At 68.0% G+C, this 24,086-nt stretch carries 20 protein-coding genes; 13 read left to right on the top strand and 7 right to left on the bottom strand.

Annotated features, from left to right (window positions below; genetic code table 11):
- Positions 1 to 36: 36 nt before the first annotated feature.
- A complete protein-coding gene (locus tag K2F54_RS01525) occupies positions 37 to 978 on the top strand; it encodes a tyrosine recombinase XerC (protein ID WP_220604060.1) in 942 nt (313 codons plus the stop codon).
- A 48-nt stretch (positions 979 to 1,026) separates the two neighbouring features.
- Here K2F54_RS01525 and K2F54_RS01520 read toward each other — a convergent pair whose 3' ends face one another.
- A complete protein-coding gene (locus K2F54_RS01520) occupies positions 1,027 to 1,572 on the bottom strand; it encodes a murein hydrolase activator EnvC family protein (RefSeq protein WP_220604059.1) in 546 nt (181 codons plus the stop codon).
- A 390-nt stretch (positions 1,573 to 1,962) separates the two neighbouring features.
- Between K2F54_RS01520 and rpsB the strand changes: the two genes are divergently transcribed.
- The 9 genes from rpsB to K2F54_RS01475 all read left to right on the top strand — a co-directional run bounded on the left by rpsB (position 1,963) and on the right by K2F54_RS01475 (position 8,719).
- Complete coding sequence (gene rpsB, locus K2F54_RS01515) at positions 1,963 to 2,874, top strand: 30S ribosomal protein S2 (protein WP_220604058.1); 912 nt, start codon at positions 1,963 to 1,965, stop codon at positions 2,872 to 2,874.
- Between the two features lie 11 nt (positions 2,875 to 2,885).
- Complete coding sequence (gene tsf, locus K2F54_RS01510) at positions 2,886 to 3,713, top strand: translation elongation factor Ts (protein WP_220604057.1); 828 nt, start codon at positions 2,886 to 2,888, stop codon at positions 3,711 to 3,713.
- 146 nt (positions 3,714 to 3,859) lie between these two features.
- The gene (pyrH, locus tag K2F54_RS01505; protein ID WP_220604056.1) at positions 3,860 to 4,576 is read left to right on the top strand and encodes a UMP kinase; all 717 of its coding nucleotides are present in this window, start codon (positions 3,860 to 3,862) and stop codon (positions 4,574 to 4,576) included.
- 31 nt (positions 4,577 to 4,607) lie between these two features.
- On the top strand, positions 4,608 to 5,162 hold the full coding sequence (gene frr, locus K2F54_RS01500; RefSeq protein WP_220604055.1) for a ribosome recycling factor: 555 nt from the start codon (positions 4,608 to 4,610) through the stop codon (positions 5,160 to 5,162).
- Positions 5,163 to 5,175: 13 nt separating this feature from the next.
- Positions 5,176 to 6,156, top strand: coding sequence for a phosphatidate cytidylyltransferase (locus tag K2F54_RS01495; protein ID WP_220604054.1), 981 nt, complete (start codon positions 5,176 to 5,178; stop codon positions 6,154 to 6,156).
- A 44-nt stretch (positions 6,157 to 6,200) separates the two neighbouring features.
- Positions 6,201 to 6,746, top strand: a complete 546-nt coding sequence (locus K2F54_RS01490) for a DivIVA domain-containing protein (RefSeq protein ID WP_220604053.1) — start codon at positions 6,201 to 6,203, stop codon at positions 6,744 to 6,746.
- Between the two features lie 197 nt (positions 6,747 to 6,943).
- A complete protein-coding gene (locus K2F54_RS18980) occupies positions 6,944 to 7,609 on the top strand; it encodes an aggregation-promoting factor C-terminal-like domain-containing protein (protein WP_431193892.1) in 666 nt (221 codons plus the stop codon).
- Between the two features lie 64 nt (positions 7,610 to 7,673).
- Positions 7,674 to 7,973 carry a hypothetical protein gene (locus K2F54_RS01480; RefSeq protein WP_220604052.1) on the top strand — a complete coding sequence of 100 codons (300 nt, stop codon included), beginning with the start codon at positions 7,674 to 7,676 and terminating at the stop codon, positions 7,971 to 7,973.
- A gap of 17 nt (positions 7,974 to 7,990) precedes the next feature.
- A complete protein-coding gene (locus K2F54_RS01475; RefSeq protein ID WP_220604051.1) occupies positions 7,991 to 8,719 on the top strand; it encodes an alpha/beta hydrolase in 729 nt (242 codons plus the stop codon).
- A gap of 5 nt (positions 8,720 to 8,724) precedes the next feature.
- On the opposite strand, the gene K2F54_RS01470 is transcribed toward K2F54_RS01475, so the two are convergent.
- On the bottom strand, positions 8,725 to 9,774 hold the full coding sequence (locus K2F54_RS01470) for an AI-2E family transporter (RefSeq protein WP_220604050.1): 1,050 nt from the start codon (positions 9,772 to 9,774) through the stop codon (positions 8,725 to 8,727).
- Between the two features lie 52 nt (positions 9,775 to 9,826).
- Positions 9,827 to 11,446 carry a coiled-coil domain-containing protein gene (locus K2F54_RS01465; protein WP_220604049.1) on the bottom strand — a complete coding sequence of 540 codons (1,620 nt, stop codon included), beginning with the start codon at positions 11,444 to 11,446 and terminating at the stop codon, positions 9,827 to 9,829.
- A 201-nt stretch (positions 11,447 to 11,647) separates the two neighbouring features.
- Between K2F54_RS01465 and K2F54_RS01460 the strand changes: the two genes are divergently transcribed.
- Both K2F54_RS01460 and K2F54_RS01455 read left to right on the top strand, forming a co-directional pair.
- Complete coding sequence (locus K2F54_RS01460) at positions 11,648 to 13,453, top strand: DUF8094 domain-containing protein (RefSeq protein ID WP_220604048.1); 1,806 nt, start codon at positions 11,648 to 11,650, stop codon at positions 13,451 to 13,453.
- Positions 13,450 to 14,421, top strand: coding sequence for a tetratricopeptide repeat protein (locus K2F54_RS01455; protein WP_220604047.1), 972 nt, complete (start codon positions 13,450 to 13,452; stop codon positions 14,419 to 14,421). The genes K2F54_RS01460 and K2F54_RS01455 overlap by 4 nt, the downstream gene beginning before the upstream one ends.
- A gap of 79 nt (positions 14,422 to 14,500) precedes the next feature.
- Here K2F54_RS01455 and glgB read toward each other — a convergent pair whose 3' ends face one another.
- Both glgB and K2F54_RS01445 read right to left on the bottom strand, forming a co-directional pair.
- Positions 14,501 to 16,717, bottom strand: a complete 2,217-nt coding sequence (gene glgB / locus K2F54_RS01450) for a 1,4-alpha-glucan branching protein GlgB (protein ID WP_220604046.1) — start codon at positions 16,715 to 16,717, stop codon at positions 14,501 to 14,503.
- The gene (locus K2F54_RS01445) at positions 16,714 to 18,804 is read right to left on the bottom strand and encodes a maltotransferase domain-containing protein (protein ID WP_220604045.1); all 2,091 of its coding nucleotides are present in this window, start codon (positions 18,802 to 18,804) and stop codon (positions 16,714 to 16,716) included. Before K2F54_RS01445 ends, glgB begins: the two co-directional genes overlap by 4 nt.
- Positions 18,805 to 18,897: 93 nt before the next feature.
- Here K2F54_RS01445 and glgP point away from each other — a divergent pair, with 93 nt between their 5' ends.
- Positions 18,898 to 21,486, top strand: coding sequence for an alpha-glucan family phosphorylase (glgP, locus tag K2F54_RS01440; RefSeq protein ID WP_220604044.1), 2,589 nt, complete (start codon positions 18,898 to 18,900; stop codon positions 21,484 to 21,486).
- Between the two features lie 39 nt (positions 21,487 to 21,525).
- Here glgP and ybaK read toward each other — a convergent pair whose 3' ends face one another.
- Together ybaK and glgX are read right to left on the bottom strand one after the other, a co-directional pair.
- On the bottom strand, positions 21,526 to 22,029 hold the full coding sequence (gene ybaK / locus K2F54_RS01435) for a Cys-tRNA(Pro) deacylase (RefSeq protein ID WP_220604043.1): 504 nt from the start codon (positions 22,027 to 22,029) through the stop codon (positions 21,526 to 21,528).
- Positions 22,026 to 24,083 carry a glycogen debranching protein GlgX gene (gene glgX / locus K2F54_RS01430; RefSeq protein WP_220604042.1) on the bottom strand — a complete coding sequence of 686 codons (2,058 nt, stop codon included), beginning with the start codon at positions 24,081 to 24,083 and terminating at the stop codon, positions 22,026 to 22,028. Before glgX ends, ybaK begins: the two co-directional genes overlap by 4 nt.
- Positions 24,084 to 24,086 lie beyond the last annotated feature (3 nt).

Here is a 24,086-nt window from a genome sequence, read left to right as displayed (position 1 = left end):
GCCGGCATCCGTGCCGACCCGCGAGATGCTGGAGTCATGCACCTCGACCCGGCGATAGCGAGCTTCGCCCGATATCTCTCTGCCGAACGCGGCTTCTCGGCGAACACCGTGCGCGCCTACGGGGCCGACCTCTCCGGACTGGCCACCTTCGCCGAGGAGCGGGCAGTTGACACCGTTGACGGGCTGACCCTGGAGCTGTTGCGGGACTGGCTCTGGGAGGGCACGCAGTCCGGCCTCGCGCGCGCCACGATCGCCCGACGTTCCGCCTCGGCGCGGGGATTCACCGCCTGGCTGACCAGGGACGGGGTGCTGCCCAGCGATCCGGCCGTTCGACTGCGGTCGCCAAAGCCTGGCCGCACTCTGCCGCGGGTGATCAATCGGAGTCAGATGCAGGATCTGCTGGACCGTCTGGAGCTCGCCGCGAGCGGTGACGAACCCGCAGCGGTGCGCGACCTGGCCATCATCGAACTCCTTTATGCGTCGGCACTGCGGGTGTCCGAACTCGTCGGCCTCGATGTCGGCGACGTCGACCTCTCCCGGTTGACCGTTCGGGTCACCGGTAAGGGCGACAAGGAACGGGTCGTGCCGTTCGGCGTGCCGGCGCAGGGTGCCATCGTGCGCTACCTGCAGGCGGCACGTCCGGTGCTGGTCCAGGCTGCGACGACTGCGGCCTCCCCGCCCGGCCCCCGAGTGGCCGCCGCGACGGCCCTGTTCGTGGGCGGCCGTGGTCAGCGCCTTGGCGTGCGCGCCGTGTACCGGCTGGTCGCTGCGCTGCTCGAGTCGATGCCTGGCACCGGGCCCGCCGGTCCGCACGCCCTGCGTCACACCGCCGCCACCCACCTGCTCGACGGGGGAGCGGACCTGCGCGCCGTGCAGGAGATGCTCGGGCACGCGAGCCTGGGCACGACCCAGATCTACACCCATGTGTCCGCAGAGCGGCTGCAACAGAGCTACCGGCTGGCCCACCCCCGCGCCTAACGCACCCCCGTGCTTGACGCGGCTCGCGGACGTCAGCGGACCCGGACGTCAGCGGACGGGGCCGGCCGGGGGAACGGGGAGCAGGACGGCGCGGGCCAGGCCACCCAGGAAGAGGATCGGCGAAATGTACTGACCGTGCCGGCGCACTCCGAAATGCACACACCGTTCTGCGCAGTGGGCGCCAGACGCCACCACTCCGATCACCTGCCCGGCGGCCACCCGATCGCCCACACTCACCGTCGCCGCGACGGGCTCGAAGCTCGACACCAGGTCTTCGCCGTGCTGGAGGGAGAGCACGGGGCGATCGACGACGACACCGCTGAACGACACCACCCCGTCGGCCGGGGCCCGCACCGGCGCACCCGGCCCGGCCACGAGGTCGATGCCGCGGTGCCCGGTGCCGTAGCGGCTGAGCGGAGCCTCGAAGGATCGCTGCAGGTTCTGCGGCCCACCCACCGGCCACTGCCAGAGCGCGGCCGGCCGCGCCTCCACTGCCGCCGGTGCTGCTGCTACTGCTGCCTCTGGCGTCGCGGCACCGCCGGCCGCGGATGTGACCCCCAGGAGCACAGCACAGAGCAGCACGGTGATACCCACGCGTCTCCTCGGCGGGTACGTGGCTGTTCCGGCTCTGATCGGACTATCAGCTGGGATCGTCATGAGTCGAGCCTGACCCGGCCGGTACGGCCGGAGGTGGCAGCGGAGCCAGACTGTGCACGGCTGCGAACGCGATGGGACTGTGGAGGAGGGGCGACACACCCTCCGCCCGGTGTCTGCGGCACGGGACGGGTGGGTGCTAGAGTTCTCTGAGCAGCGCTTTGCGCGCTGACTACGCGTGCCCATTCGGCCAACACACCCACTCGGTCCTGACTTTTCACGAAGTCGGGCGGTTGTGCGCCGGGCACCAGGAGTAGTGATCATCCGATCACGACACAAACCGATAGGCGTTTTCTGCTGTGCAGAAACGTCGGATAAGGAGTACGGCTCATGGCCGTCGTAACCATTCGCCAGCTGCTCGACAGCGGCGTGCACTTCGGGCACCAGACCCGCCGTTGGAACCCGAAGATGAAGCGCTTCATCTTCACCGAGCGTTCCGGCATCTACATCATCGACCTGCAGCAGTCGCTCGGGTTCGTTGACAAGGCCTATGACTTCGTCAAGGAGACCGTCGCCCACGGCGGCACCATCCTCTTCGTCGGCACCAAGAAGCAGGCGCAGGAATCGATTTCGGAGCAGGCGACGCGTGTCGGCCAGCCCTACGTCAACCAGCGCTGGCTCGGTGGCCTCCTCACCAACTTCCAGACCGTCTCCAAGCGTCTGGCCCGCATGAAAGAGCTCGAAGAGCTCGACTTCGAAGACACCGCCAAGAGCGGTTTCACGAAGAAGGAAATGCTCATCAAGAAGCGCGAGCTCGTCAAGCTGCACAAGAGCCTCGGCGGAATCCGCAACCTGACCAAGACGCCGTCCGCGCTCTGGGTTGTCGACACCAACAAGGAGCACCTCGCCATCGACGAGGCGCGCAAGCTCGGCATCCCCGTCATCGCGATCCTCGACACCAACTGCGACCCCGACGACGTGCAGTACCCGATCCCGGGTAACGACGACGCCATCCGCTCCGTTGGCCTGCTCACCCGCATCATCGCGGACGCCGCGGCCGAGGGCCTCATCCAGCGTCACCAGAAGCCGGAAGAGGGCGCCGAAGTCGAGCCCCTCGCCGCCTGGGAAGCCGAACTGCTCGCAGCTCCGGCCGAGACCGAGAAGGCCGCTGACGCACCCGTCGACGCCGGGCCGGTTGCCGAAGAGGCAGCAGCTGAAGAGGCGCCCGTCGCCGAGCCCGCCGCTGCCGAAGCCGCAACCGACGAGGTTGCAGCAGACGCTCCCGTAGCCGACACCAAGTAAGGACAACAGGTATGGCAAACTTCAACCTCGAATCCGTCAAGATCCTGCGCGAGCGCCTCGGCACCGGCATGGTCGACACCAAGAACGCACTCGTCGAAGCCGATGGCGACATCGAGCGCGCGGTCGAGATCCTGCGTCTCAAGGGTGCAAAGGGCAACGCCAAGCGCGCTGACCGGTCCACCTCTGAGGGCCTCGTGGCCGCCAAGGTCAACGGCAACACCGCGTACCTGCTCGAGCTCGCCTGCGAGACCGACTTCGTCGCCAAGGGCGAGAAGTTCGGCGCTCTCTCCGAGAAGGTCCTGGATGCGGTTTCCGCAGCCGGCGCGACGAACGTTGCCGAGGCGCTTGCCGCACCGGCCAACGGTCAGACCGTTGGAGAACTCATCGACGGCGAAGCCGCGATCATCGGCGAGAAGTTCGAACTTCGCCGTGTCGCCGCCGTCACCGGTGAGAACTTCGAGATCTACCTGCACAAGACCAGCAAGGACCTGCCCCCGCAGGTCGGCGTTGTCCTGGGCTACGCCGGTGAGGATGCCGCGACCGCTCGCAGCATCGCCCAGCACATCTCGTTCGCGAACCCGGAATACCTGGCTCGCGACGATGTTCCCGCGGAGGCCGTCGAGGCCGAGCGTCGCATCGTCACCGAGATCTCCGAGAACGAGGGCAAGCCGGCCGCCGCGCTGCCCAAGATCGTTGAGGGCCGCGTCAACGCGTACTTCAAGCAGGTCGCTCTTCTCGAGCAGGACTACGCCAAGGACAACAAGCTGTCCGTGGCCAAGGTCGTCGCTGACGCGGGCCTGACCGTTTCCGGCTTCGCCCGGTTCAAGGTCGGCGCGTAACCAGTACCGCAGAACAGATGAAGGAGATCGGATCGCCCCAGGCAATCCGGTCTCCTTCTTCTCTGCGTAGCACCATCGTGTTACAGCCCACCGGTGCTCAACCGGTAGCTTTATAGATAAGTCACAACGGAAGGACGCTCACGGGCATGTCAGAAACTGGTACGAAGCGCAGGGTCCTCCTCAAACTCTCGGGTGAAGCGTTCGGCGCGGGAAGCCTCGGTGTCAACCCCGACGTCATCAGCAGCCTCGCCCGCGAAATCGCCGAGGCAGCCAAGACCGTCGAGATCGCGATCGTCGTCGGCGGCGGCAACTTCTTCCGCGGCGCCGAGCTGTCCCAGCGCGGTATGGACCGCGGCCGCGCCGACTACATGGGCATGCTGGGCACCGTCATGAACGCGCTCGCCCTGCAGGACTTCCTCGAGCAGGCCGGCGCCGAAACGCGCGTGCAGTCCGCCATCGCCATGACCCAGGTCGCCGAACCGTACATCCCGCGCCGCGCCGAGCGTCACCTCGAAAAGGGCCGCGTCGTCATCTTCGGCGCCGGCGCCGGACTGCCCTACTTCTCCACCGACACCGTGGCCGCGCAGCGCGCCCTGGAGATCGGCGCGGAGGTTGTGCTCGTGGCCAAGAACGGCGTCGACGGTGTCTACTCCGACGACCCGCGCACCAACCCCGACGCACACAAGATCCACAGCATCACCTACCAGGATGCGCTCCAGCGCGGACTCAAGGTCGTCGACTCGACGGCGTTCAGCCTGTGCATGGACAACAGCATGCCCATGCGGGTGTTCGGGATGGCTCCGCACGGCAACGTGACCGCCGCCATCCTCGGTGCCGAACTGGGCACCCTCGTCTCCAACTAGGATTATTGAAGCAACCGAAGAAGGAGTCACCGTGATTACGGATGTCCTGACCGACACCACCCAGCGCATGGACAAGGCCGTCGAGGCCGCGAAGGAAGACTTCGCCACCGTGCGAACGGGTCGAGCGAACCCGCAGATGTTCCAGAAGATCCTGGTCGACTACTACGGCACCCCGACGCCGCTGGGCCAGCTCGCGTCGCTGCAGAACCAGGAAGCCCGCACGCTCCTGATCACCCCGTACGACAAGAGCGCGCTGCGCGACATCGAGAACGCCATCCGGGACACCCCGAACCTCGGCGCCAACCTCGGCAACGACGGCGTCGTCATCCGGGCATCCCTGCCCGAGCTGACCAACGACCGGCGCAAGGAATACGTCAAGATCGTCAAGACCAAGGGTGAGGACTCCAAGGTCTCGGTGCGCAACCTGCGCCGCAAGGCCAAGGACGAACTCGACGCGCTCAAGAGCGAGGTCGGCGACGATGACGTGGCCCGTGCCGAGAAGGAACTCGAACAGATCACCAAGACCCACATCGACGCGATCGATGAGGCGCTCAAGCGCAAGGAAGCCGAGCTCCTCGCCATCTAGGGGAGGCCAACTGATGACTGACGATCCAGGGCCCGTGAAACCGCCCCATCGGGAACGTGGAGCGACCCGGGCGGAGTTCCGGGCGCAGGTGCAGTCGACCAAGGCTGACATCGAGCGTCAGGTGCAGGCCACCAGAGCCCAGCTGGATGCGACGAACGAACGCATCGAGGCCCGCACGGGGCGCAACCTGGTGCTGGCGACGCTGATCGGCCTGGGCCTGGGCGGGTTGATGCTGGTCAGCCTGATCTTCATCAAGTCCCTGTTCATGATCCTCGCGGTCGTCGTGGTCGCGTTCACGGCACTGGAGCTTGCGGAGGCCCTGCGTCGCGCCGGGCGCAACGTTCCCCGGATCCCGGTGATCGTCTCGGCGGTGTCGGTCGTTCCGGCCGCGTTCTACTGGGACGCGGGCGGCCAATGGCTCGCCCTCATGCTCGGTATCGCCTTCATTTCCGTCTGGCGTCTGGTCATGCTCGCCGTCCCGTCCCACCGGGTACCCGCCCGGGTCGTCCTCGGCGACATCGGCGGCGGCTTCCTCATTCAGGTGTACGTGGTCTTCCTGGCCAGCTTCGCCGTGCTCCTGGTCGCCCAGGACGACGGCGAGTGGTGGACTCTGGCGTTCCTCCTGCTGGTGATTTCCGCCGACACGGCCGCATACGCGGCCGGGCTCTCCTTCGGCAAGCACCGGATGGTGCCCTCGATCAGTCCCAAGAAGACCTGGGAGGGCTTCGCCGGTGCCGCTCTGGCCTGCATCGTCGTGGGCATCGTGCTGGCCCTGTTCATGCTCGGCCAGCCCTGGTGGGTCGGTGCGCTCTTCGGCGTGGTCATCCTCGTCGCCGCCACCTTCGGAGATCTGGCCGAATCGCTGATCAAGCGGGACCTGGGCATCAAGGACATGAGTTCCTGGCTTCCGGGCCACGGCGGGTTCCTCGACCGTCTCGACTCGATCCTGCCGTCGGCTGCCGCCGCGTACGCCCTCTACCTGATCTTCGCCTGAGCCGCGCTTTCGACAGGGCCGCCCCGGTGAGGCAGAATGAGGCGGTGAGCACAACGTTTCCGCGAACCAGCAAGAAGACGCTCGGCTACAACCTCAAGCAGGTCGAGGAGTTCCTGGAGTCCACCCGGCAGGCCTACGACGCCGACGACACCACCCGGCTGAGCGCCGCCGACATCCGGCACACCGCATTCGCGATGGCCAAGGGCGGGTATTCTCCCGAGCACGTCGATGCCGCCCTGGAGCGCCTCGAGGACGCCTTCGCGGCCAGGGAGCGCGACCGGATGGCCAGGGCGGTGGGCGAGCAGGCCTGGCTCGACCAGGCGCGCAGCACGGCTCAGGTGCTGATCAACCGCCTCGGCCGGCCCGCGGGAGCCCGGTTCGATCGCACCAGTTTCCTCACCAACGGGTACAACCGTGCCGACGTGGACAGGTTCTCCGCCAAGCTCGTGAAGTACTTCCAAGACGGCTACCCGGTCACCATCGACTCGGTGCGCACCGTGGTCTTCCGCCCGCAGCGCGGCGGATATCGCGAGGCCCAGGTCGATCTGGTGCTCGACGGCGTCGTCGATGTGATGCTCGCCGTCCGGTAGCGTGCCCGTCCGTGCGGCCGAACGGTGATCATCACCGTGTGTGTCGTTATCCTGTCGTGACCTCCGCACTTTGCTAGGGTCGAAGTATCGTGGGTAGACATCTGAACACTTCGGCGCCCGAACAGGGCGCGTCCTCGGCCACCGACGTGGCCGAGCGCCCGTTCACCGGGCCCGCCGTCAGGCGTCATCCCGCGGCCCTGGGCCGTCCGGTCCTCGCGCCGAGCTCCAGTACCGCACCACGGCCCAGCCGACGCGCACCGACATCGCACGGGCATGTGGTCCTGTCTTTCTTCGCCTTCACCGCCGCCGCGGCCTTCGTGCTCGTCACCGTCGTTGACCCGTACTCCGGCGCGACCGCGTCACCGTACTTCCAGGTGCCAGGCGCGACGGTGCCCGGCGCCACAGCCCAACGCTACGACGGCCAGGACGCGCAGTCCATGCTCGTGTCCAGCACCGTGGCCAACGCGGTCACGGTCGATGGCTACACCGTCGTCGAACCGGAGCCGGAGCCTGAGCCCGTGGTCCTGCCCGCGAACGGTGCCTCCGCTGCCGTGCCGAATCCCGGTTCCGCGCAGGCCTACGCCTACGGAGCCGTGGCCGCACGCGGCTGGGGTGCCGACCAGTACAACTGCCTGGTGTCTCTCTGGAACAAGGAATCCGGTTGGCGGGTCAACGCCAACAACGCCAGCAGCGGCGCGTACGGCATCCCGCAGTCGTTGCCGGGTTCCAAGATGGCCTCGGCCGGAGCCGACTGGCAGACCAACCCCGCCACCCAGATCGAGTGGGGCCTCGGCTACATCAGTGGGCGGTACGGCACCCCGTGCGGCGCCTGGGGTCACTCCGTCGACATCGGCTGGTACTAGGGGCAAACGCCGCCACGTCAGGCCTCTGGCCGGCGGCCGGTGACCGCCGGGTACACTGGGAGCCATGCCGCGCAGCAATCGCCCCAAGGGCCGCAGAAGCGGCACCGGGGAAGACGAGTCCGATGACCTGTCGCGCATGCTGGCCGGCTGGCGCCGCACCGAGGTCAAACGGGACGGCCTCTGGCACGTGCAGCCGATCAGTGCCGCGCAGGCCGTGAAGACCTATCTCTGCCCCGCCTGCCGCCTCGAGATCTCGCCTGGCGTCGCCCACATCGTCACCTGGCGTGGTGACGGCGTGACCGGTGACGCCGCCGACCTCGCCGCCAGACGGCACTGGCACCTGCACTGCTGGAAGATCAAATAGAACACCGAGGAGCATCCATGACCGCACCGGTCGAAATCCGCGGCGGCATCGAGCTGCCGGCCGTTCGTGAACACATCGAGCTGCACACCGAGGACGGGCTCACCCTCGTCGGTGAACTGGCCGTTCCGGTCGACCGCGCGCCGGTGGCAACGCTGGTGACGCTGCACCCGCTGCCCACCAGCGGGGGATTCATGGACTCCCACATCTTGCGGAAGGCCGCCGGACGACTGCCGGCCCTGGCCGATCTCGCCGTGTTGCGGTTCAACACGCGCGGCACAACGTCCCCGCGGGGAACCAGCGAGGGCAGCTTCGGTCACGGAGACACCGAACGCGCCGACGTGGCCGCGGCCATGGTCCTGGTGGCGGAACGCGGCCTGCCCGTGCCGTGGCTGGTCGGGTGGTCCTTCGGCACCGAACTGGCGATCAAATACGGACTCGAGCACCCTATTCGCGGAGCCATCCTGCTGTCGCCTCCGCTGCACCGGGCCACGGATGCCGAACTCGCGGCGTGGGCGGGCAACGAGCGTCAGCTCGTGGTGCTCGTGCCCGAACACGACGACTACCTCCAGCCGGAGTCCGCCAGGGAACGCTTCGCCAGCGTGCCGGAGGCGAAACTGATCGCCGTGGACGGCGCGAAGCACCTGTGGGTGGGGGAGAACCAGACTCGCCGGGTGCTCAACGAGATCGTGGCCGTGGTCAACCCGTCCGCCGGACCCCTGCCCGACGAGTGGCCAGGGGAACTCTAGGCCCGTTACAGCTCGTTCTGGCGGGGGATGACGACCTGCTTGATGATCATGATCACGGACGCGGCAACCGGGATCGCGATGAGCGCGCCGAGGATGCCGAGCAGCGACCCGCCCGCGAGGGCGGCGACGACCACGACGGCGCCTGGCACGGCGACGGCGCGGTTCATGATGTTCGGGCTCAGCACGTATGCCTCGATCTGCATGTAGACCAGGTAGTAGATGCCGGCGACGAGCACCGTCAGGGTGGAGCTGCCGATGCCCGGGATGAGGCAGGTGGCCACGATGAGCACCGATCCCGTGATCGTGCCGACGAGAGGGATCAACGAGAACAGGAACGCGATAACCGCCAGCAGGGCGGGGAATGGCGCCCCGATGATGGACAGGAAGATGAAGCTCAGCACGCCGTTGCAGGCCGCCAGTGCGCCTTGCCCCACGATGAAGCGCCCGACGGCCGTGGTGATCTGCTCGCTCAGGTCGGCGAAGCGCTCCCGCTTGGAGGCGGGAACGAGCTGGTAGGTGGCGCGCTTGATGGTGTTCAACGACGCCGTGAAGTACAGCGTCAGGATGAGGATGATCAGGCCGCCGAACAGGCCAGAGACGATGGCCACGCCGGACGCGACGATGGTGCTCGTGATGGTCGTCAGGTTGCCGCCGAGGTAGTCGGTGACCGACTTCACGATCGTCGGAACGTCCAGACCGGGGAACTGGTTCTGCACGCCGACGAGGAACTCGGGTGAGTTCACTTCCCGGATGAGAGCGGGAATGCGGTCGGACAGGTTCGCGACCTGGTCGACGATGATCGGCACGATCGCGAAGATGACCCCGGTGAGCACGCCAAGCACGGCGATGAGAACGGTGAGGATGGCCGCCCAGCGCGGGAACTTGCGCTTCTCCAGCCAGGACACGGCAGGGTCCAACCCGAGGGCGAGGAACAGCGCGGCGCCGACGTAGGTGATGATCGTCGACAGGGAGACGATCGAGGCGAGGATCAAGACCCCCAGGCCGACTCCCAGCGTTCCCACCAGGCCCAGACGGAACGCATTTTGGATTTTCACTTCTGCTCCACTACTCGACTGACCGTTGGGCGATTGGCCTGCTGGCTCGGTGTTATGACTGGTCCTGGTCGGATTTCACCTTCTCCGCCTGGGTCAGGACGCTGCGCAGGCTTTCAAAATAGCCCGCGACCGAGTCGCGCTCAATCCTAATCTGGGCCAGGCGGTCTTCCGCGTCAGCGACGAGTTCGCGGGTGCGTGTCTCCGTGTCGGCCAGCGTGGCTGCGGCGCGGTCCTCGGCGTCGCGGACGATCCGTTCGGCCTCGTCATTGGCTGCGGCGCGTTGAGCCTTGGCGTCGTCACGCGCTCCAGTGTCGAGGGTCTCGTTGAGCGCACGGAGCTCCGCCGTGCGGGCGGAGGTCTCGGAGAGTTGCTTGGCCCCATCGTCCAGGTACTTCTGCGTCTGCGCCACCGCCTGCTGGTGACGGGAGAGCAGGTCCTGCTCCGCCTCATCCCGCCTGGCCTTCAGCTCGATCTCCAGGTCGGCACGCACCTGGTCGATCTCCCGGCGGAGCTTGGCCGCCTCATGCTCGCCCCGCTTGCGGATGGCGGTGAGGTGGTTGTCGAGGTCGATCCTGGCCTGCTCACTGTCCGCATCGAAATCTGCCTTGGTCTGTTCCAGCTCGCGGGCCAGGTCGGCCCTCGCCTGCTCGACCTCCGCGGCCAGGTCGGCGCGGGCCTTGTCGAGGTCGCGACCGGCGTCGGCCCGATCGGCGTCGAGCTGTCGATCCAGGTCGGTGTGGGCCTGTTCGCCCTCGATCGCGAGGTCGGCCCTGACCTGGTCGATCTCCCTGGCCAGGTCGGTGCGGCCCTGCTCGATCTCGATCGCGAGATCCGTGCGGGCCTGTTCGGTCTCGTGGGCCAGATCGATGCGGGCCTGTTCGGTTTCCCTGGCCAGGTCGATCCGGTCCTGCTCGGTCTCGGCGGCCAGGTCGATGCGGGCCTGCTCGGTTTCCCTGGCCAGGTCGGCGCGCTGCTGATCGAGCTCGTGCGCAACCTCCGCCCTGGTCAACTCGGTCTCCCTGGTGAGGCCGGCGGCGATCTCCCTGGCCTCGGTGGCCTCGCGCTGGGCGACCACCCGCACCTCGGCCCCGTCCCGCTCGGCCGCCGCTCGAAGGGCCGCGACCTCCCGCTTGACCGTGGCCCGCGACTCCGCCGCCTCGGTGGCCACCGCGCCACGGATACCCGCCGCCTCGTGCAGGGCATCCTGAATGAGCTGGTCGTGGGTCTCCGTGGCGTGCTCGACGAGGTCGTCCGATTCCGACCGGGCATCCGCCAGAAGCCGGGCGGCCCTGACCGTGGCGTCGGACAGAGCCCGTTCCGCCCGCTCGGCGGACTGACGCGTCATGGTGTCGACTTCCGCGGCGGCGGATGCCCGCAGCTTCTCCGCGTCGATGTCGGCCTGGGCGATCACCCGGGTGGACTGTTCCTCTGCGACCCGCAGGGTGTTCTCGAGCTTCGTGCCCAGCCCGGAGAAAGTGGGGCTGCCGACCTCCTCGATCTCCGCGTTGAGGTCCTCGACCCTGGCGCCCAGCCGCTTGATCTCCTTGGCCGACTCCGTGGCCTGTGCGTTCGCGTGGATCAGGTCACGACGGAGTCCCTGCAGGGCCTTGTCGACCTCGTCCTTGTCGTATCCGCGGAACACCAGCGTGAAATCAGCCTCGTCGGTTGCCACGTTCTCTCCTCAAATTGGGGCCCGTTCCCAGCCGGTTGAGCGTGGGCAGGCGGGCCAATTTTAGTGGCCCCCGGCGCTATTAGGCTCCTCTCAGGAGCGTCCACTATCGTTGAACGTCCGTGTCTGTTGCTTTGCGGCACAGACAAGCGGTGGCTACGTTGTCTCACCCAGCCATCTGCAGGCAACCCAGGAGGGTTCTACGTGCGTTTCGTCTTTGCCATTCTGGCTTTCGTCCTCGCCGCGCTGATGATCGCATTCGGCATCGCGCAGCGGACGATTTTCCTCGAGCCCGCGTCGGCGAGCATCACCGCCACGATCGAAGACGGCTCGCCATACGCCGTCATCGACGGCAGCGCTCTCGCCGCAGGGCCCGGCAGCCAGACCCTCACCGTCAGCGGCGCCGACACCGTCTTCATGGCATACGGCCGCACCGACGACATCCTCGCCTGGATTGGCGCCGACCAGTACGCGGCGATCGGGCTGGACCCCGATGGCAGCGCCTTCACGGTCACCAGCGCGACCGGCACCCCCGTCGAGACCGATCCGGCAGCCGTGGCGCCGGAGCTTCCGACCAACCCGGCCGGTTCCGACCTCTGGCTGGAGGAATTCACCGCCCAGGGGTCGTTGACCACCACCCTGAACCTTCCTGAAGGCATCTCGGTCGTGCTCGCCTCAGACGGCACCGCACCGGCACCGACGGACATCAGCGTGGCCTGGCCGACCGACAACTCCACGCCATGGGCCGGCCCGCTGATCGTGGGCGGCGCCCTGATGGCGCTCATCGGCTTCGTCATCTATCTGCTCGGCCTGCTGCACTTCCGCCGCTCCCGCCGCCCGCGCCGCAACGTTCCCCGCGGCCCCCGGATGCCCAAGCTTCCCCGCGCACCCCGGCCCAAGACCATCAAGGCCAGCGAGATCACCGGACCCCGCCGGTCGATCGGCCGTTCGATGATCGCGGTGCCGCTCGTGCTGGTCACCGGTTTCGTGCTCACCGGATGCTCGCCCGAATTCTGGCCGGCCGACGAGCCGACCGCGAGCGAGACGGCAACGCCGACGCCGTCACCGTCCAGCACCGGCACGGACACTCCGGTCGTGGACGAACTGCCGCCGCCCGCCGTGACCCAGCCGCAGCTGGAACGCATCGTCAGCGAGATCGTGACCCTGACCGGCGCGGCAGACGCGGCTCTGGACGCCGACACCCTGGCCACCCGGTTCGCCGGGCCGGCCCTTGAACAACGGCTCGCCAACTACAAGATCCGATCGGCCGACTCGGCGTTCACCCCCACCGTCGCCCTGCCGGCAGCCCCGCTCACCCTGACCCTGCCGCAGCAGACCTCGACCTGGCCGCGGGTGGTCATGACGGTGCTGCAGTCCGCCGACGAAGCATCCGTGCCGACCATCGCGCTGGTGCTCAAGCAGGCGTCGCCGCGGGAGAAGTACATGGTGGAGTACTCCATCCAGTTGGAGGCCTCCGCGCAGGTCCCCGATGTCGCACCGGCCAGCATCGGCGCACCGCTGATCGCCCCGGACAACAAGTTCATGGTCATGTCACCCGGTGAGGTCGGACCGGCATACGCGGACATCCTGCTCAACGGCGAAGCCAGCCCGGCATTCGGACTGTTCGAGGCCGAGGGCGACACCATGCGTACCCTGCTGGGCGTGGAGAACAAGACGAAACAGCAAACCGACCTCGAGGACACCGGCTCGATCGAGTTCAGCAACGCTCCCGGCAGCGGCGAGGTCGTCTCGTTGGCCACCAACGACTCCGGCAGTATCGTGGCCGTGAGCATCAACGAGATCACCACGGTGAAGGCCGTGAACGGCAAGGCGACCATCACCCTGGAGGGTCCGAGCAAGGCGCTCTCCGGTATCGACAGCACCGCCAAGGGCGTGGAAAGCACCTACAGCGAGCAGGTCCTGTTCCATGTGCCGCCCGCAAACTCGTCCGACAAAATCGTCCTCCTTGGCTTCAGCCAGGGCCTGATCTCTTCTGTGGAGCTCCCATGACCGTAGTCCCTCCCTCCGGCGCCAACCTGCGCGGCGCCGTCGACCTGTCCTCCCTCGTCAACCGGCCGCCGGCGACAGGCGCCGCCAACCCGGCGCCCGGCGCGGCCCCCGCCGGCACCACCGCCGGCACCGTGCCCGTGCCGAGCCTGGTACTGGAGGGAACAGACACGAACTTCGCCGAACTGCTCGAGCTGTCCAAGTTCGTGCCGGTGATCGTGGACCTGTGGGCCGCATGGAGCGAGCAGGCCACCCAGCTCACGCCCGTGATGGAGAACCTGATCCGGGAGTACGGCGGCCGGTTCGTGCTCGCCACGGTCGACATCGACACCAACCCGCAGCTCGCCCAGGCCTTCCAGGCCACCTCAGTGCCCACCCTGGCCGCCGTGATCAACGGCCAGCCGGTGCAGCTCTTCGACGGGGTTCTGCCGCTGGTGCAGATCCGGGAGGTCCTCGAACGGGTGCTCGAGCTCGCCGCGCAGCACGGGGTCACCGGCGTGGCCGACGCGGCCGCGGAGGCCGCAGAGGGCGAACCGGCCGAGCCGGTGGAACCCGAGTTGCCGCCGCACCACCGTGAGGCGTACGACGCCATTGACCGTGGCGACTACGCCACCGCGATCGACATCTACAAGCTCGCCCTGGCCCGCGACCCCCGCGACACCATGGCGACGGCGGGCCTGGCCCAGGTCAGCCTGCTCGCTCGCCTGCAGGGCAAGACCATCGCCGAGGTACGCTCGGCCGCCGCAGATGACCCGTCCGACCTGGACGCCCAGCTGCTGGTGGCCGACCTCGACCTGTCCGGCGGTCACATCGAGGACGCCTTCGACCGGCTCCTCGGCCTGTTCGGCGCGCAGGACGCCGCCGGGAAGAACGTCATCCGCCAGCGGATGCTCGAACTGTTCGAGGTCGTCGGAACCGACGACCCCCGGGTGCCGCCGGCCCGGAAGCGCCTGACGGCCCTGCTGTACTGATCCCGCCCGGGTCACGCGAAAGCGCCCGTGTGGTGACCTCAGTGAACTGAGGTGACCACACGGGCGCTTCTGTGTGCGGCTAGCGGCGCAGGCGCAACCAGAGCGCCCCGAGCGGCGGCAGGGTCAGGGTAGCGGATGCGGGCCGGCCCGCCCACGGTTCGGCGAAGGCGTGCACCTCACCGAGGTTGCCCACCCCTGAGCCGCCGAAGTTCTCGGCGTCGGTGTTGAGCAGTTCCTCCCAGACTCCGGCCTGGGGCAGGCCCACCCGGTAGCCCGTGTGCGGCCTGCCGGAGAAGTTGAACAGGCAGGCCACCGGGGTGCCATCGTTGTCCCAGCGCACGAAGCTGACCACGTTCTCGGCCGCTGCGCCGCCGTCGAGCAGCTCGAACCCGCCCGGGTCGTTGTCGCGCGCCCACAGGCTGGGCGTGTCGCGGTACACCCGGTTGAGCTGCCCCACCAGGTTGAACAGGCCGCGGTGGCCGGGCTGGTCGAGGATCCACCAGTCCAGTCCGCGCTCTTCGCTCCATTCGGAGCGCTGCCCGAACTCCGAACCCATGAAGAGGAGCTGCTTGCCAGGGTGGGCCCACATGAAGGCCAGGTACACCCGCACGTTGGCCAGCTGCTGCCAGGAATCGCCGGGCATCTTGTTGACCAGCGAGCCCTTGCCGTGCACGACCTCGTCGTGACTGATCGGCAGCAGGAAGTTCTCGCTGAACGCGTAGACGAACGAGAAGGTGATGTCGTTGTGGTGGTAGGACCGGTTCATGGGGTCTTCGCTCATGTACTCGAGCGAGTCATGCATCCAGCCCATGTTCCACTTCAGCCCGAAGCCCAGGCCGCCGCCGGAGGTGGCCGCGGTCACGCCTGGCCAGTTGGTGGACTCCTCGGCGATCATGATCGTGCCGGGGTTGCGCTTGTAGGCCGTGGCGGTGATCTCCTGCAGCAGGCTGATCGCCTCGAGGTTCTCCCGGCCGCCGAACTTGTTCGGCTCCCACTCACCGTCCTTACGCGAGTAGTCCAGGTACAGCATGGACGCGACCGCGTCCACCCGGAGGGCGTCGATGTGGAATTCTTCGAGCCAGTACAGCGCGTTGGCGACGAGGAAGTTGCGCACCTGCATGTGACCGAAGTCGAAGACGTATGTGCCCCAGTCCATCTGCTCGCCGCGGCGCGGATCCGGGTGTTCGTACAGTGCCTGACCGTCGAACCGGGCCAGGGCGAACTCGTCCTTGGGGAAGTGGCCTGGCACCCAGTCCATGATCACGCCGATGCCGGCCTGGTGCAGCCGGTCGATCAGGTAGCGCAGATCGTCTGGGTGGCCGAACCGGCTCGTCGGGGCGTAGTAACCGGTGACCTGGTATCCCCAGGATCCGCCGAACGGATGCTCGGACAGCGGCATGAACTCGACGTGGGTGTATGCGAGTTCCTCGAGGTAGCCGATCAGCTCATCGGCCAGGGCCCGGTAGCCGAGCCCTGGGCGCCAGGATCCGACGTGCATCTCGTAGATGCTCATCGCCTGATCGTGCGGGTCGGTGGCGCTGCGCGTGGCCAGCCAGTCGCCGTCATCCCAGGTGTACGAGGTTTCGCCCACGACCGAGGCGGTCAGCGGCGGGATCTCGGTGTACCTGGCCATGGGGTCGGCCTTCTGGATCCACTCACCGGCCTGGGTGAGGATCTCGAACTTGTAGTTGGAGCCCGCGGCCAGGCCGGGCACGAACAGCTCCCACACGCCGGTGCTGCCCATGTTGCGCATCGAGTGCAGTACGCCGTACCAGCCGTTGAAGTCGCCGATGATCCGCACGGCACGGGCGTGCGGCGCCCAGACCGAGAAGGATGTTCCACTGACGGTCTTGGTGACCCCGGTGACGGTGCGCACGTGGGCGCCGAGCACATCCCACAGGCGTTCGTGTCGGCCCTCGCCGATCAGGTGCAGGTCGAGCTCACCGAGGGTGGGCGTGTACCGGTACGGGTCGTCACTGATCCAGGCGGGGCCGCCCTCGTAGTGGGCTTCGATCTCGTAGTCCTGCGGCCCGACCGTGCTGACGCCCTGCCAGATGCCGTAGCCGAGGTGGGACAGCTCGATGCGGGCACCGGAGGAGAGCTGCGCGACAACCTCGCTGGACAGCGGGCGCAGCGTCCGGATGACCGTGAGCGGGTCGCCGACGTTGCCCAGGTTGAGCAGGTGCTGGCCGAGAACCTCGTGCGGGTTGTAGTACGACCCGACCGAGACGGTCTCCAGGATGTGCGCGGAGATCACCGGCAGTTCGTCGGCGGGGCGGCCGGAGGCGTGTTTCATAGTGCCGATCCCAACTGGTTCGAAGCGTGCTGCTGGCCGTGCGCGTTCCTGACATGCAGGATGTGGACGGGTTCGGTGAAGGCGTCGAGGCGCACGAAGTTATCCGCAGACCAGGTCCAGACGGCGCCGGTGATGAGGTCTTCGACCTCGAAGGTGGACCCGGGGGTCAGGCCGAACCGGGTGACATCGAGGTGCACGACGGTCTCGCGCACGGAGTGCGGGTCGACGTTGGCGACGACGATCAGGGCATCCGTTCGACCATCGTCGGTGAATTCACCGGCGAGGTACTTGCTGTAGACGAGGATCGAATCGTCGTCGCTGGAGTGGATATCGAGGTTGCGCAGTTGTCGCAGCGCGGGGTGCGCTGCACGGATGCGGCCCAATTGCGCCAGGAACGGCGAGAGCGACCTGCCCAGCGCCTCCGCCTTGGCGTAGTCACGGGGGCGGTACTCGTACTTCTCGTTGTCGATGTTCTCTTCGGCGCCGGGGCGGGCGACGCTCTCGTAGAGTTCGAAGCCGGCGTAGACGCCCCAGGTGGGTGCCGCAGTGGCGGCGAGGGCCGCACGGATCTTGAACGCGGCCGGACCGCCGAACTGCAGGTACTCCGAGAGGATGTCCGGGGTGTTGACGAACAGGTTGGGACGCAGGAAGTCGGCCGTGTCGTGGGCGAGGCCGTCGAAGAACTCCTCCAGCTCCTCCTTGGTGTTGCGCCAGGTGAAGTACGTGTACGACTGCTGGAAACCGACCTTGGCCAGACCCTGCAGCAGGGCGGGGCGGGTGAACGCCTCGGCGAGGAACACGACGTCCGGCGATTCGCGGTTGATCGTGCCGATCAGCCACTCCCAGAAGTCCAGCGGTTTGGTGTGCGGGTTGTCGACCCGGAAGATCTTCACACCGACGCCGATCCAGTAGCGCACCAGGCGTAGCACCTCGGCACGGATGCCTGCCGGGTCGTTGTCGAAGTTGATCGGGTAGATGTCCTGGTACTTCTTCGGCGGGTTCTCCGCGTACGCGATGGTGCCGTCGGGCAGCGTCGTGAACCACTCGGGGTGCTCTTTCACCCAGGGGTGGTCGGGGGACGCCTGCAGGGCCAGGTCGATGGCGACCTCGAGCCCGGCGGTGTTCGCGGCATCGAGGAAGAACCGGAAATCGTCGATGGTGCCGAGGTCGGGGTGGATGGCGTCGTGACCGCCGGCCGCGGAACCGATCGCCCAGGGCGAGCCCGGGTCGTTCTCGCCGGCGTCGAGGGTGTTGTTCGGGCCCTTGCGGAACGCCCGGCCGATGGGGTGGATCGGCGGCAGGTAGAGCACATCGAAGCCCATGGCGGCCACGGCGGGCAGGCGCGCGGCCGCGGTGCGGAACGTTCCGCTCTGCCAGCGGCCGTCACCCAGCGGCACTGCGCCCTCCGAGCGGGGGAAGAATTCATACCAGGAGCCGACGCCGGCGCGGGTGCGTTCGACCCTGACGGTGCGCTCGGCTGAGAAGGAGTCGACGCTGGCCAGCGGGTGCGAGGCAGCGGCGGCGGTGATGGCGGGGTCGGTGACCACGGCCAGCCTGGTCTCCAGGGGGAGCCTCTTGTTGGCCAGGGTCTTAGCGGCCGCGGCGAACAACCGGCGCTGCACGATCGGCCGGGTGAGGTCCTTGCCGGCGGCCGCGAACAGGGTCGAGCCGATCAGGAAGGTGAGGTCGACGTCGATGCCGGCGGGGATTTTGATCAGGGCGGTGTGCACCCAGGTGGCGAAGTCATCCCCGTAGCCGCGCACCCGGTAGGTGTAGGAACCCTGGGCGTCCAGGCGCACCAGCGTCTCGTACCGGTCCGTGCCCGGCACGGTGAGCCGCATCGGATGCTGCGTCGTCGTGCCGTCCGGCGCGGTGAGGTACAGCGTGACGCCGATGGCGTCATGCCCCTCCCGGAACGCGGTGGCGCCGAACGGAACAACTTCGCCGGCGAACGCCTTCGCGGGCCAGAGGTTGTCGTTGAGCTGAGGGGAGAGGTCGAGCACCGGGATGCGACCGACTTTGGTCGGGACATCTGCCGGGCTCGGCGTTGAGGGGGCGGTACCGGTTCGTTTCGCTGTCTTAGCCACACAACGACCGTAGCGCGAACGGGGGCCGAATCGGTGTGGCTACACGCCGGGTTCGTTACCCGATGGGCACGTCCCGCCCGTAAGGTGAGGATCGTGAAGGCCATCCGTAAATTTACCGTCCGCGCCGTCCTGCCCGAGTCGCTCGCCGCGCTCGATGAGTTGGCCGGCAATCTGCGCTGGTCGTGGCACGAGCCGACCCGGCAGCTCTTCGAGCACATCGCCCCTGAGCTGTGGCGACGCATCGGCACCGACCCGGTCGCGCTGCTCGGCGCCGTGGACCCGGCCCGGCTGGCCGAACTCGCCGACGACCACGACTACGTCGCCGGTGTGAATGTGGTGCGCGACGACCTGCGGGCCTACCTGGGCGAGCCGCGCTGGTACCAGGGACTCGAGGGCGACAAGCCAGAGTCGATCGCCTACTTCTCACCGGAATTCGGTATCGCCGCCGCCCTGCCGCAATATTCGGGGGGTCTGGGGATCCTGGCCGGCGACCACCTCAAGAGCGCCTCCGACCTGGGCGTGCCCCTGGTGGGTGTTGGCCTGTTCTACAAGGCCGGCTACTTCAGCCAGGCCATCTCCACCGACGGCTGGCAGCTGGAGAGCTACCCGCTGCTCGACCCGGACGGCCTGCCGCTGTCGGTGCTGCGCCGAGCGGATGGATCGCCGGTGCAGGTGTCCCTCGCTCTGCCGGACGACCGGACCCTGCACGCCCGCGTGTGGGAGGCCAAGGTCGGCCGCATCCGCCTGCTGCTGCTCGACACCGACATCCCTGAGAACACCGACGAACTGCGCCAGGTCACCGACCGGCTGTACGGCGGCGGCGGGGAACACCGCCTACTGCAGGAGCTGCTTCTGGGCATCGGCGGCGCCCGCGCCGTGCGCCTGTGGAGCAACCTCAATGGACGTGCGGAGCCCGAGGTGTTCCACACCAACGAGGGACACGCCGGCTTCCTCGGACTGGAGCGCATCTCCAGCCTGATCGGGGAGGGCCTGAGTTTCGCCGAGGCGCTGCAGGTGGCCCGCGCCGGAACCGTCTTCACCACCCACACCCCGGTCGCCGCTGGCATCGACAGGTTCGAGACCGCCCTCGTGCGTCGCTACTTCGAAACCGACCTGCTGCCCGGTGTGGCCGTTGACGACCTGCTCGGCCTCGGCGCGGAGACCTATCCGGGCGGGTCGCCTGACGTCTTCAACATGGCCGTCATGGGGCTGCGGCTGGGCCAGCACGCCAACGGCGTCTCCAAGCTGCACGGTGAGGTGAGCCGGCGGATGTTCAGCGGCCTGTGGCCGGGCTTCGACGCCAGTGAGGTGCCGATCACCTCGATCACCAACGGGGTGCACGCGCCCACCTGGACCGACCCGGCGCTCAAGGCGCTCGCCGAGAACCGGCTGGGCACCAGCGACACCTCCACCGCGGACTGGGCGTCGCCATCCGTCAGTGACCAGGATCTCTGGCAGGTGCGCGGTGACATGCGCCGTCAGTTCGTCGAGGACGCCCGTCGCCGGCTTGCCGCGGCCTGGCTGGTGCAGAACCCGGGCGGCCTGGTGCCGGCCTGGATCAACCAGGTCTTCGACCCCAACGTGCTCACCATCGGTTTCGCCCGCCGGGTGCCCACCTACAAACGCCTGACCCTGATGCTGCACGACCCCGAACGGTTGCGTGCCCTGCTGCTGCACCCTGAGCACCCGGTGCAGATCGTCATCGCCGGCAAGTCCCACCCCGCCGACGAGGAGGGCAAACGGCTGATCCAACGGATCGTGCAGTTCGCCGCCGACCCCGAGCTGCGCACCCGGATCGCGTTCCTGCCCGACTACAACATCGGCATGGCCCAGTTGATGTACCCCGGCACCGATGTGTGGCTGAACAACCCGCTGCGCCCGCTCGAGGCCTGCGGCACGTCCGGCATGAAGGCGGCCCTCAACGGTGCCCTCAACCTGTCGATCCTGGACGGCTGGTGGCCGGAGTACTTCGACGGCCAGAACGGCTGGGCGATCCCGTCGGCCGACGCGAGCACCAACGGCGCCGAGCGTGACCGGCTCGAGGCCGACGCTCTCTACGAACTCATCGAACACCAGGTGGCGCCGCCGTTCTACGAGCGCAACCACGACGGCGTACCCGAACGCTGGGTCGCCAACATCCGCCACACCCTGGCCGGGCTGTCGCCCGAGCTGAACGCCGGCCGGATGGTACGCGAGTACGTAGAGACGCTGTACCGGCCCGCCGGGGCGTCAGAGGCGCGGCTGTCGGCCAACAATTACCGCGGGGCTCGTGAGCTCGCGGCCTGGAAGTCTCGGATCACGAGCGCCTGGCCAGGCGTCGCCGTCGAGCATGTCGAATCCGGCGGGGTCGCGCCGGTTCCGCAGGTGGGCGACGAGCTGCGCCTGCGCGCGCACGTGCAGCTGAACGGCCTGGCCCCAGAGGACGTGACGGTGCAGGTCGTGTACGGCCGCAGCCGCGGCGGAGACGACCTGACCGAGGTCAGCACCCAGGCCCTCGATCCCATCGACGACACCATCAGCCAGGATGCGCCGGAAACCGTGGTGCACGGTGCGCCGACGCTGTTCACCGGCGCCGTGAAACTCGACCGGTCCGGCGGGTTCGGTTACACGGTGCGGGTGGTGCCGCGGCACGCCCTGCTGGCCAGCCCCGCCGAGATGGGACTCGTCGCCGTCGCGAGCTGACCGGCCCAGAGGTCCGGTCGGACTAGTTGTCCGGCCGGACTAACGGTCCCGAGCGATGGCGGCGATCGTGGCGCCGGTGACGATGATCAGGTCGGCGGGGGAGAGCTCGATGTCGAAACCGCGGCGACCGCCGGAGACGAAGACCGTGTCGAACAGCTCGACGGTCTCATCGAGCACGGTCGGATGACTGGTCTTCTGGCCGATCGGGCTGATGCCGCCGAGAACGTAGCCGGTCTTCCGTTGGGCGAGAACGGGGTCGGCCATGACGGCCTTCTTGGCTCCGACGGCCGCGGCCAGGGCCTTGAGGTCAAGCTTGCCGGAGACCGGCACCACGGCCACGACCAAGCTGCCGTCGGCGTCGGCGAGCAGCGTCTTGAACACTCGCTCGGGGTCGAGACCGAGCTTGTCGGCGGCCTCGAGGCCGTAGCCCGCCGGCCCGCTCCCCGGGCCGGCGTCGTGCGCGTAGTGGTGCGCGGTGAAACGGATGCCCGCGTGTTGCAGCGCCAGCGTGGCGGGCGTGCCGCCGGCATCCGGTTTGGTCATGGGCGGGCTTCGTCGGCCCGCAGCAGCAGCATCGACGTTTCGTGCATGCGCAGGCGATCGCCGGGGGCGTACTTGTTCTGCACCTCACGGATGTCGTCGTGGCTGGAGTCCCAGAGCACCGTGTAGCCGGAGACACCCGCGTGCAACGGCAGGGTCACGTCGACGGGGGTCTCCAGGCCGTGCACGATCAGCAGGATGCGGTTGAACGCCTCGTGCTCCGGGGTGCTCGCCGCCAGGTACTGCAGGGTGCGTTCCCTGGGGGAGTTCCAGTCGGTCTCAGACATCGACGCCCCGGCGGCGTTATACCAGTCCATCTGGCTGGCGCTGGGGGTGGTCTGACCCGGGCGGCCGAACCGCACCGGGCGCAGGGCCGGGTTCTCCCGGCGCAGGGCCAACAGCTGCCGGGTGACCCGGTGCAGGTCCTGCTGCCAGTCGTCGAAGTCCCAATACAGCCAGGTGAGCTCGCTGTCGTGGCAGTAGGCGTTGTTGTTGCCACGCTGACTGCGACCGAATTCGTCACCGGCGGTGAGCATCGGCACGCCGGCGGAGAGCAGCAGCGTGCCCAGCAGGTTGCGCATCGCCCGGCGGCGGGTGCGCAGAACCGTGGTGTCGCGGGTGGGGCCCTCGACGCCGTGGTTGAACGAGTTGTTCCCGTCGGTGCCGTCCCGGTTGGCCTCGCCGTTGCCCACGTTGTGCTTGACGTTGTACGCGGTGAGGTCGGCCATGGTGAAGCCGTCGTGTGCGGTGATGAAGTTCAGGGAGGCCAGCGGGCCACGCTCGAGCGAGAAGGTGTTGGCCGAGCCGGCCAGCCTGCAGGCGAACCGGCCGATGCCGCTGTCGGAGGTGGAATGGTTGCGCACGGCGGCGACGTCGGTGAGCCAGAAGGACCGCATCCGGTCGCGGTAACGGTCGTTCCACTCCGTCCAGCCGGTGGGGAAGTTGCCGGTCTGCCAGCCGCCCATGCCCACATCCCACGGTTCGGCGATGAGCTTCACCCCGGCCAGGTCAGGGTCGTCCCTGATGGCGGTGAGCAGCGGGTGGTCCGGCGTGTAGTGCACGTCACCGTTCCGGCCGAGGGTCGCGGCCAGGTCGAACCGGAAGCCGTCGATCTGCAGGTCGTTGGCCCAGTAGCGCAGGGAGTCGAGCACCAGCCGGATCGGCACCTCGTGACCGAAGTTGACCGTGTTGCCGCAGCCGGTGACGTCGATGTAGTGGCCAGCGGCGTTCTGCCGGTAGTAGGTGGCGTTGTCGATGCCGCGCAGGCTCGTCACCGGGCCGGCCGGGCCCTCCTCGGCGGTGTGGTTGTAGACGACGTCGAGGATGACCTCGAGCCCGGCCTCGTGCAGCAGCTTGACCATGCCCTTGAATTCGCGCAGCACCGCCTCCGGCCCCTCCGACTGGGCGGCCTGGGTGGCGTAGTCGGCGTGCGGGGTGAAGAAGTTGAAGGTGTTGTAGCCCCAGTAGTTGGACAGGCCCTGCTTGATCAGGCGCTGTTCGGAGACGAACGACTGCACGGGCAACAGTTCGATCGCCGTCACGCCGAGGTTCTTGAGGTAGGCGATGGTGCTCTCGTGCGCGAGCCCGGCGTAGGTGCCGCGGAGTTCGACGGGCATCGCCGGGCTGAGCTTGGTGAGCCCGCGCACGTGCGCCTCGTAGACCACGGTGTGGTCCATCGGGGTGTTCGGCTTGACCGCGCCCGCCCAGTCGAAGTCGCCGTCGACCATGGTGGACTGCCACTGGTCTGGGCCAACCCTGGCCAGACCGCGCGCGTACGGGTCGACCAGGGTCTTCTCCGGGTGGAAGGAATGCGTGGGACCGGCGGGACCTGACACCCGGATGCCGTACCGGCGCCCGGCGGTGAGAGTGCGGGAACGGCCGACCCAGACGTTGTGGCTGTCACGCACCATCGGCACGGTGCGCACGATCCAATTCGGGTCGGTGTGATCGAAGATGCACAGTTCGATGGCCTCGGCGTGCTCGGACCAGACGCGGAGTTCGCCGCCGTTGCTCGTAGCGCGGACGCCCAGGTTGCGGAGGGTGTCGGCAGGAGTCATGAG

The organism is Cryobacterium inferilacus (genome assembly GCF_019599185.1).
In the GTDB taxonomy this organism is placed as follows: domain Bacteria; phylum Actinomycetota; class Actinomycetes; order Actinomycetales; family Microbacteriaceae; genus Cryobacterium; species Cryobacterium inferilacus.
The sequence above is the reverse complement of the archived record's forward strand: the minus strand, read 5'-3'. Positions and strand labels throughout refer to the sequence as shown.

Bases quoted from the DNA above. Each gene is read 5' to 3' on its own strand.
- tsf (WP_220604057.1), top strand. From the start codon at position 2,886: ATGGCAAACTTCAACCTCGAATCCGTCAAGATCCTGCGCGAGCGCCTC.
- rpsB (WP_220604058.1), top strand. From the start codon at position 1,963: ATGGCCGTCGTAACCATTCGCCAGCTGCTCGACAGCGGCGTGCACTTC.
- glgB (WP_220604046.1), bottom strand. From the start codon at position 16,717: ATGAAACACGCCTCCGGCCGCCCCGCCGACGAACTGCCGGTGATCTCC.
- ybaK (WP_220604043.1), bottom strand. From the start codon at position 22,029: ATGACCAAACCGGATGCCGGCGGCACGCCCGCCACGCTGGCGCTGCAA.
- K2F54_RS01480 (WP_220604052.1), top strand. From the start codon at position 7,674: ATGCCGCGCAGCAATCGCCCCAAGGGCCGCAGAAGCGGCACCGGGGAA.
- glgX (WP_220604042.1), bottom strand. From the start codon at position 24,083: ATGACTCCTGCCGACACCCTCCGCAACCTGGGCGTCCGCGCTACGAGC.
- pyrH (WP_220604056.1), top strand. From the start codon at position 3,860: ATGTCAGAAACTGGTACGAAGCGCAGGGTCCTCCTCAAACTCTCGGGT.
- K2F54_RS01455 (WP_220604047.1), top strand. From the start codon at position 13,450: ATGACCGTAGTCCCTCCCTCCGGCGCCAACCTGCGCGGCGCCGTCGAC.
- K2F54_RS01495 (WP_220604054.1), top strand. From the start codon at position 5,176: ATGACTGACGATCCAGGGCCCGTGAAACCGCCCCATCGGGAACGTGGA.
- K2F54_RS01525 (WP_220604060.1), top strand. From the start codon at position 37: ATGCACCTCGACCCGGCGATAGCGAGCTTCGCCCGATATCTCTCTGCC.
- K2F54_RS01475 (WP_220604051.1), top strand. From the start codon at position 7,991: ATGACCGCACCGGTCGAAATCCGCGGCGGCATCGAGCTGCCGGCCGTT.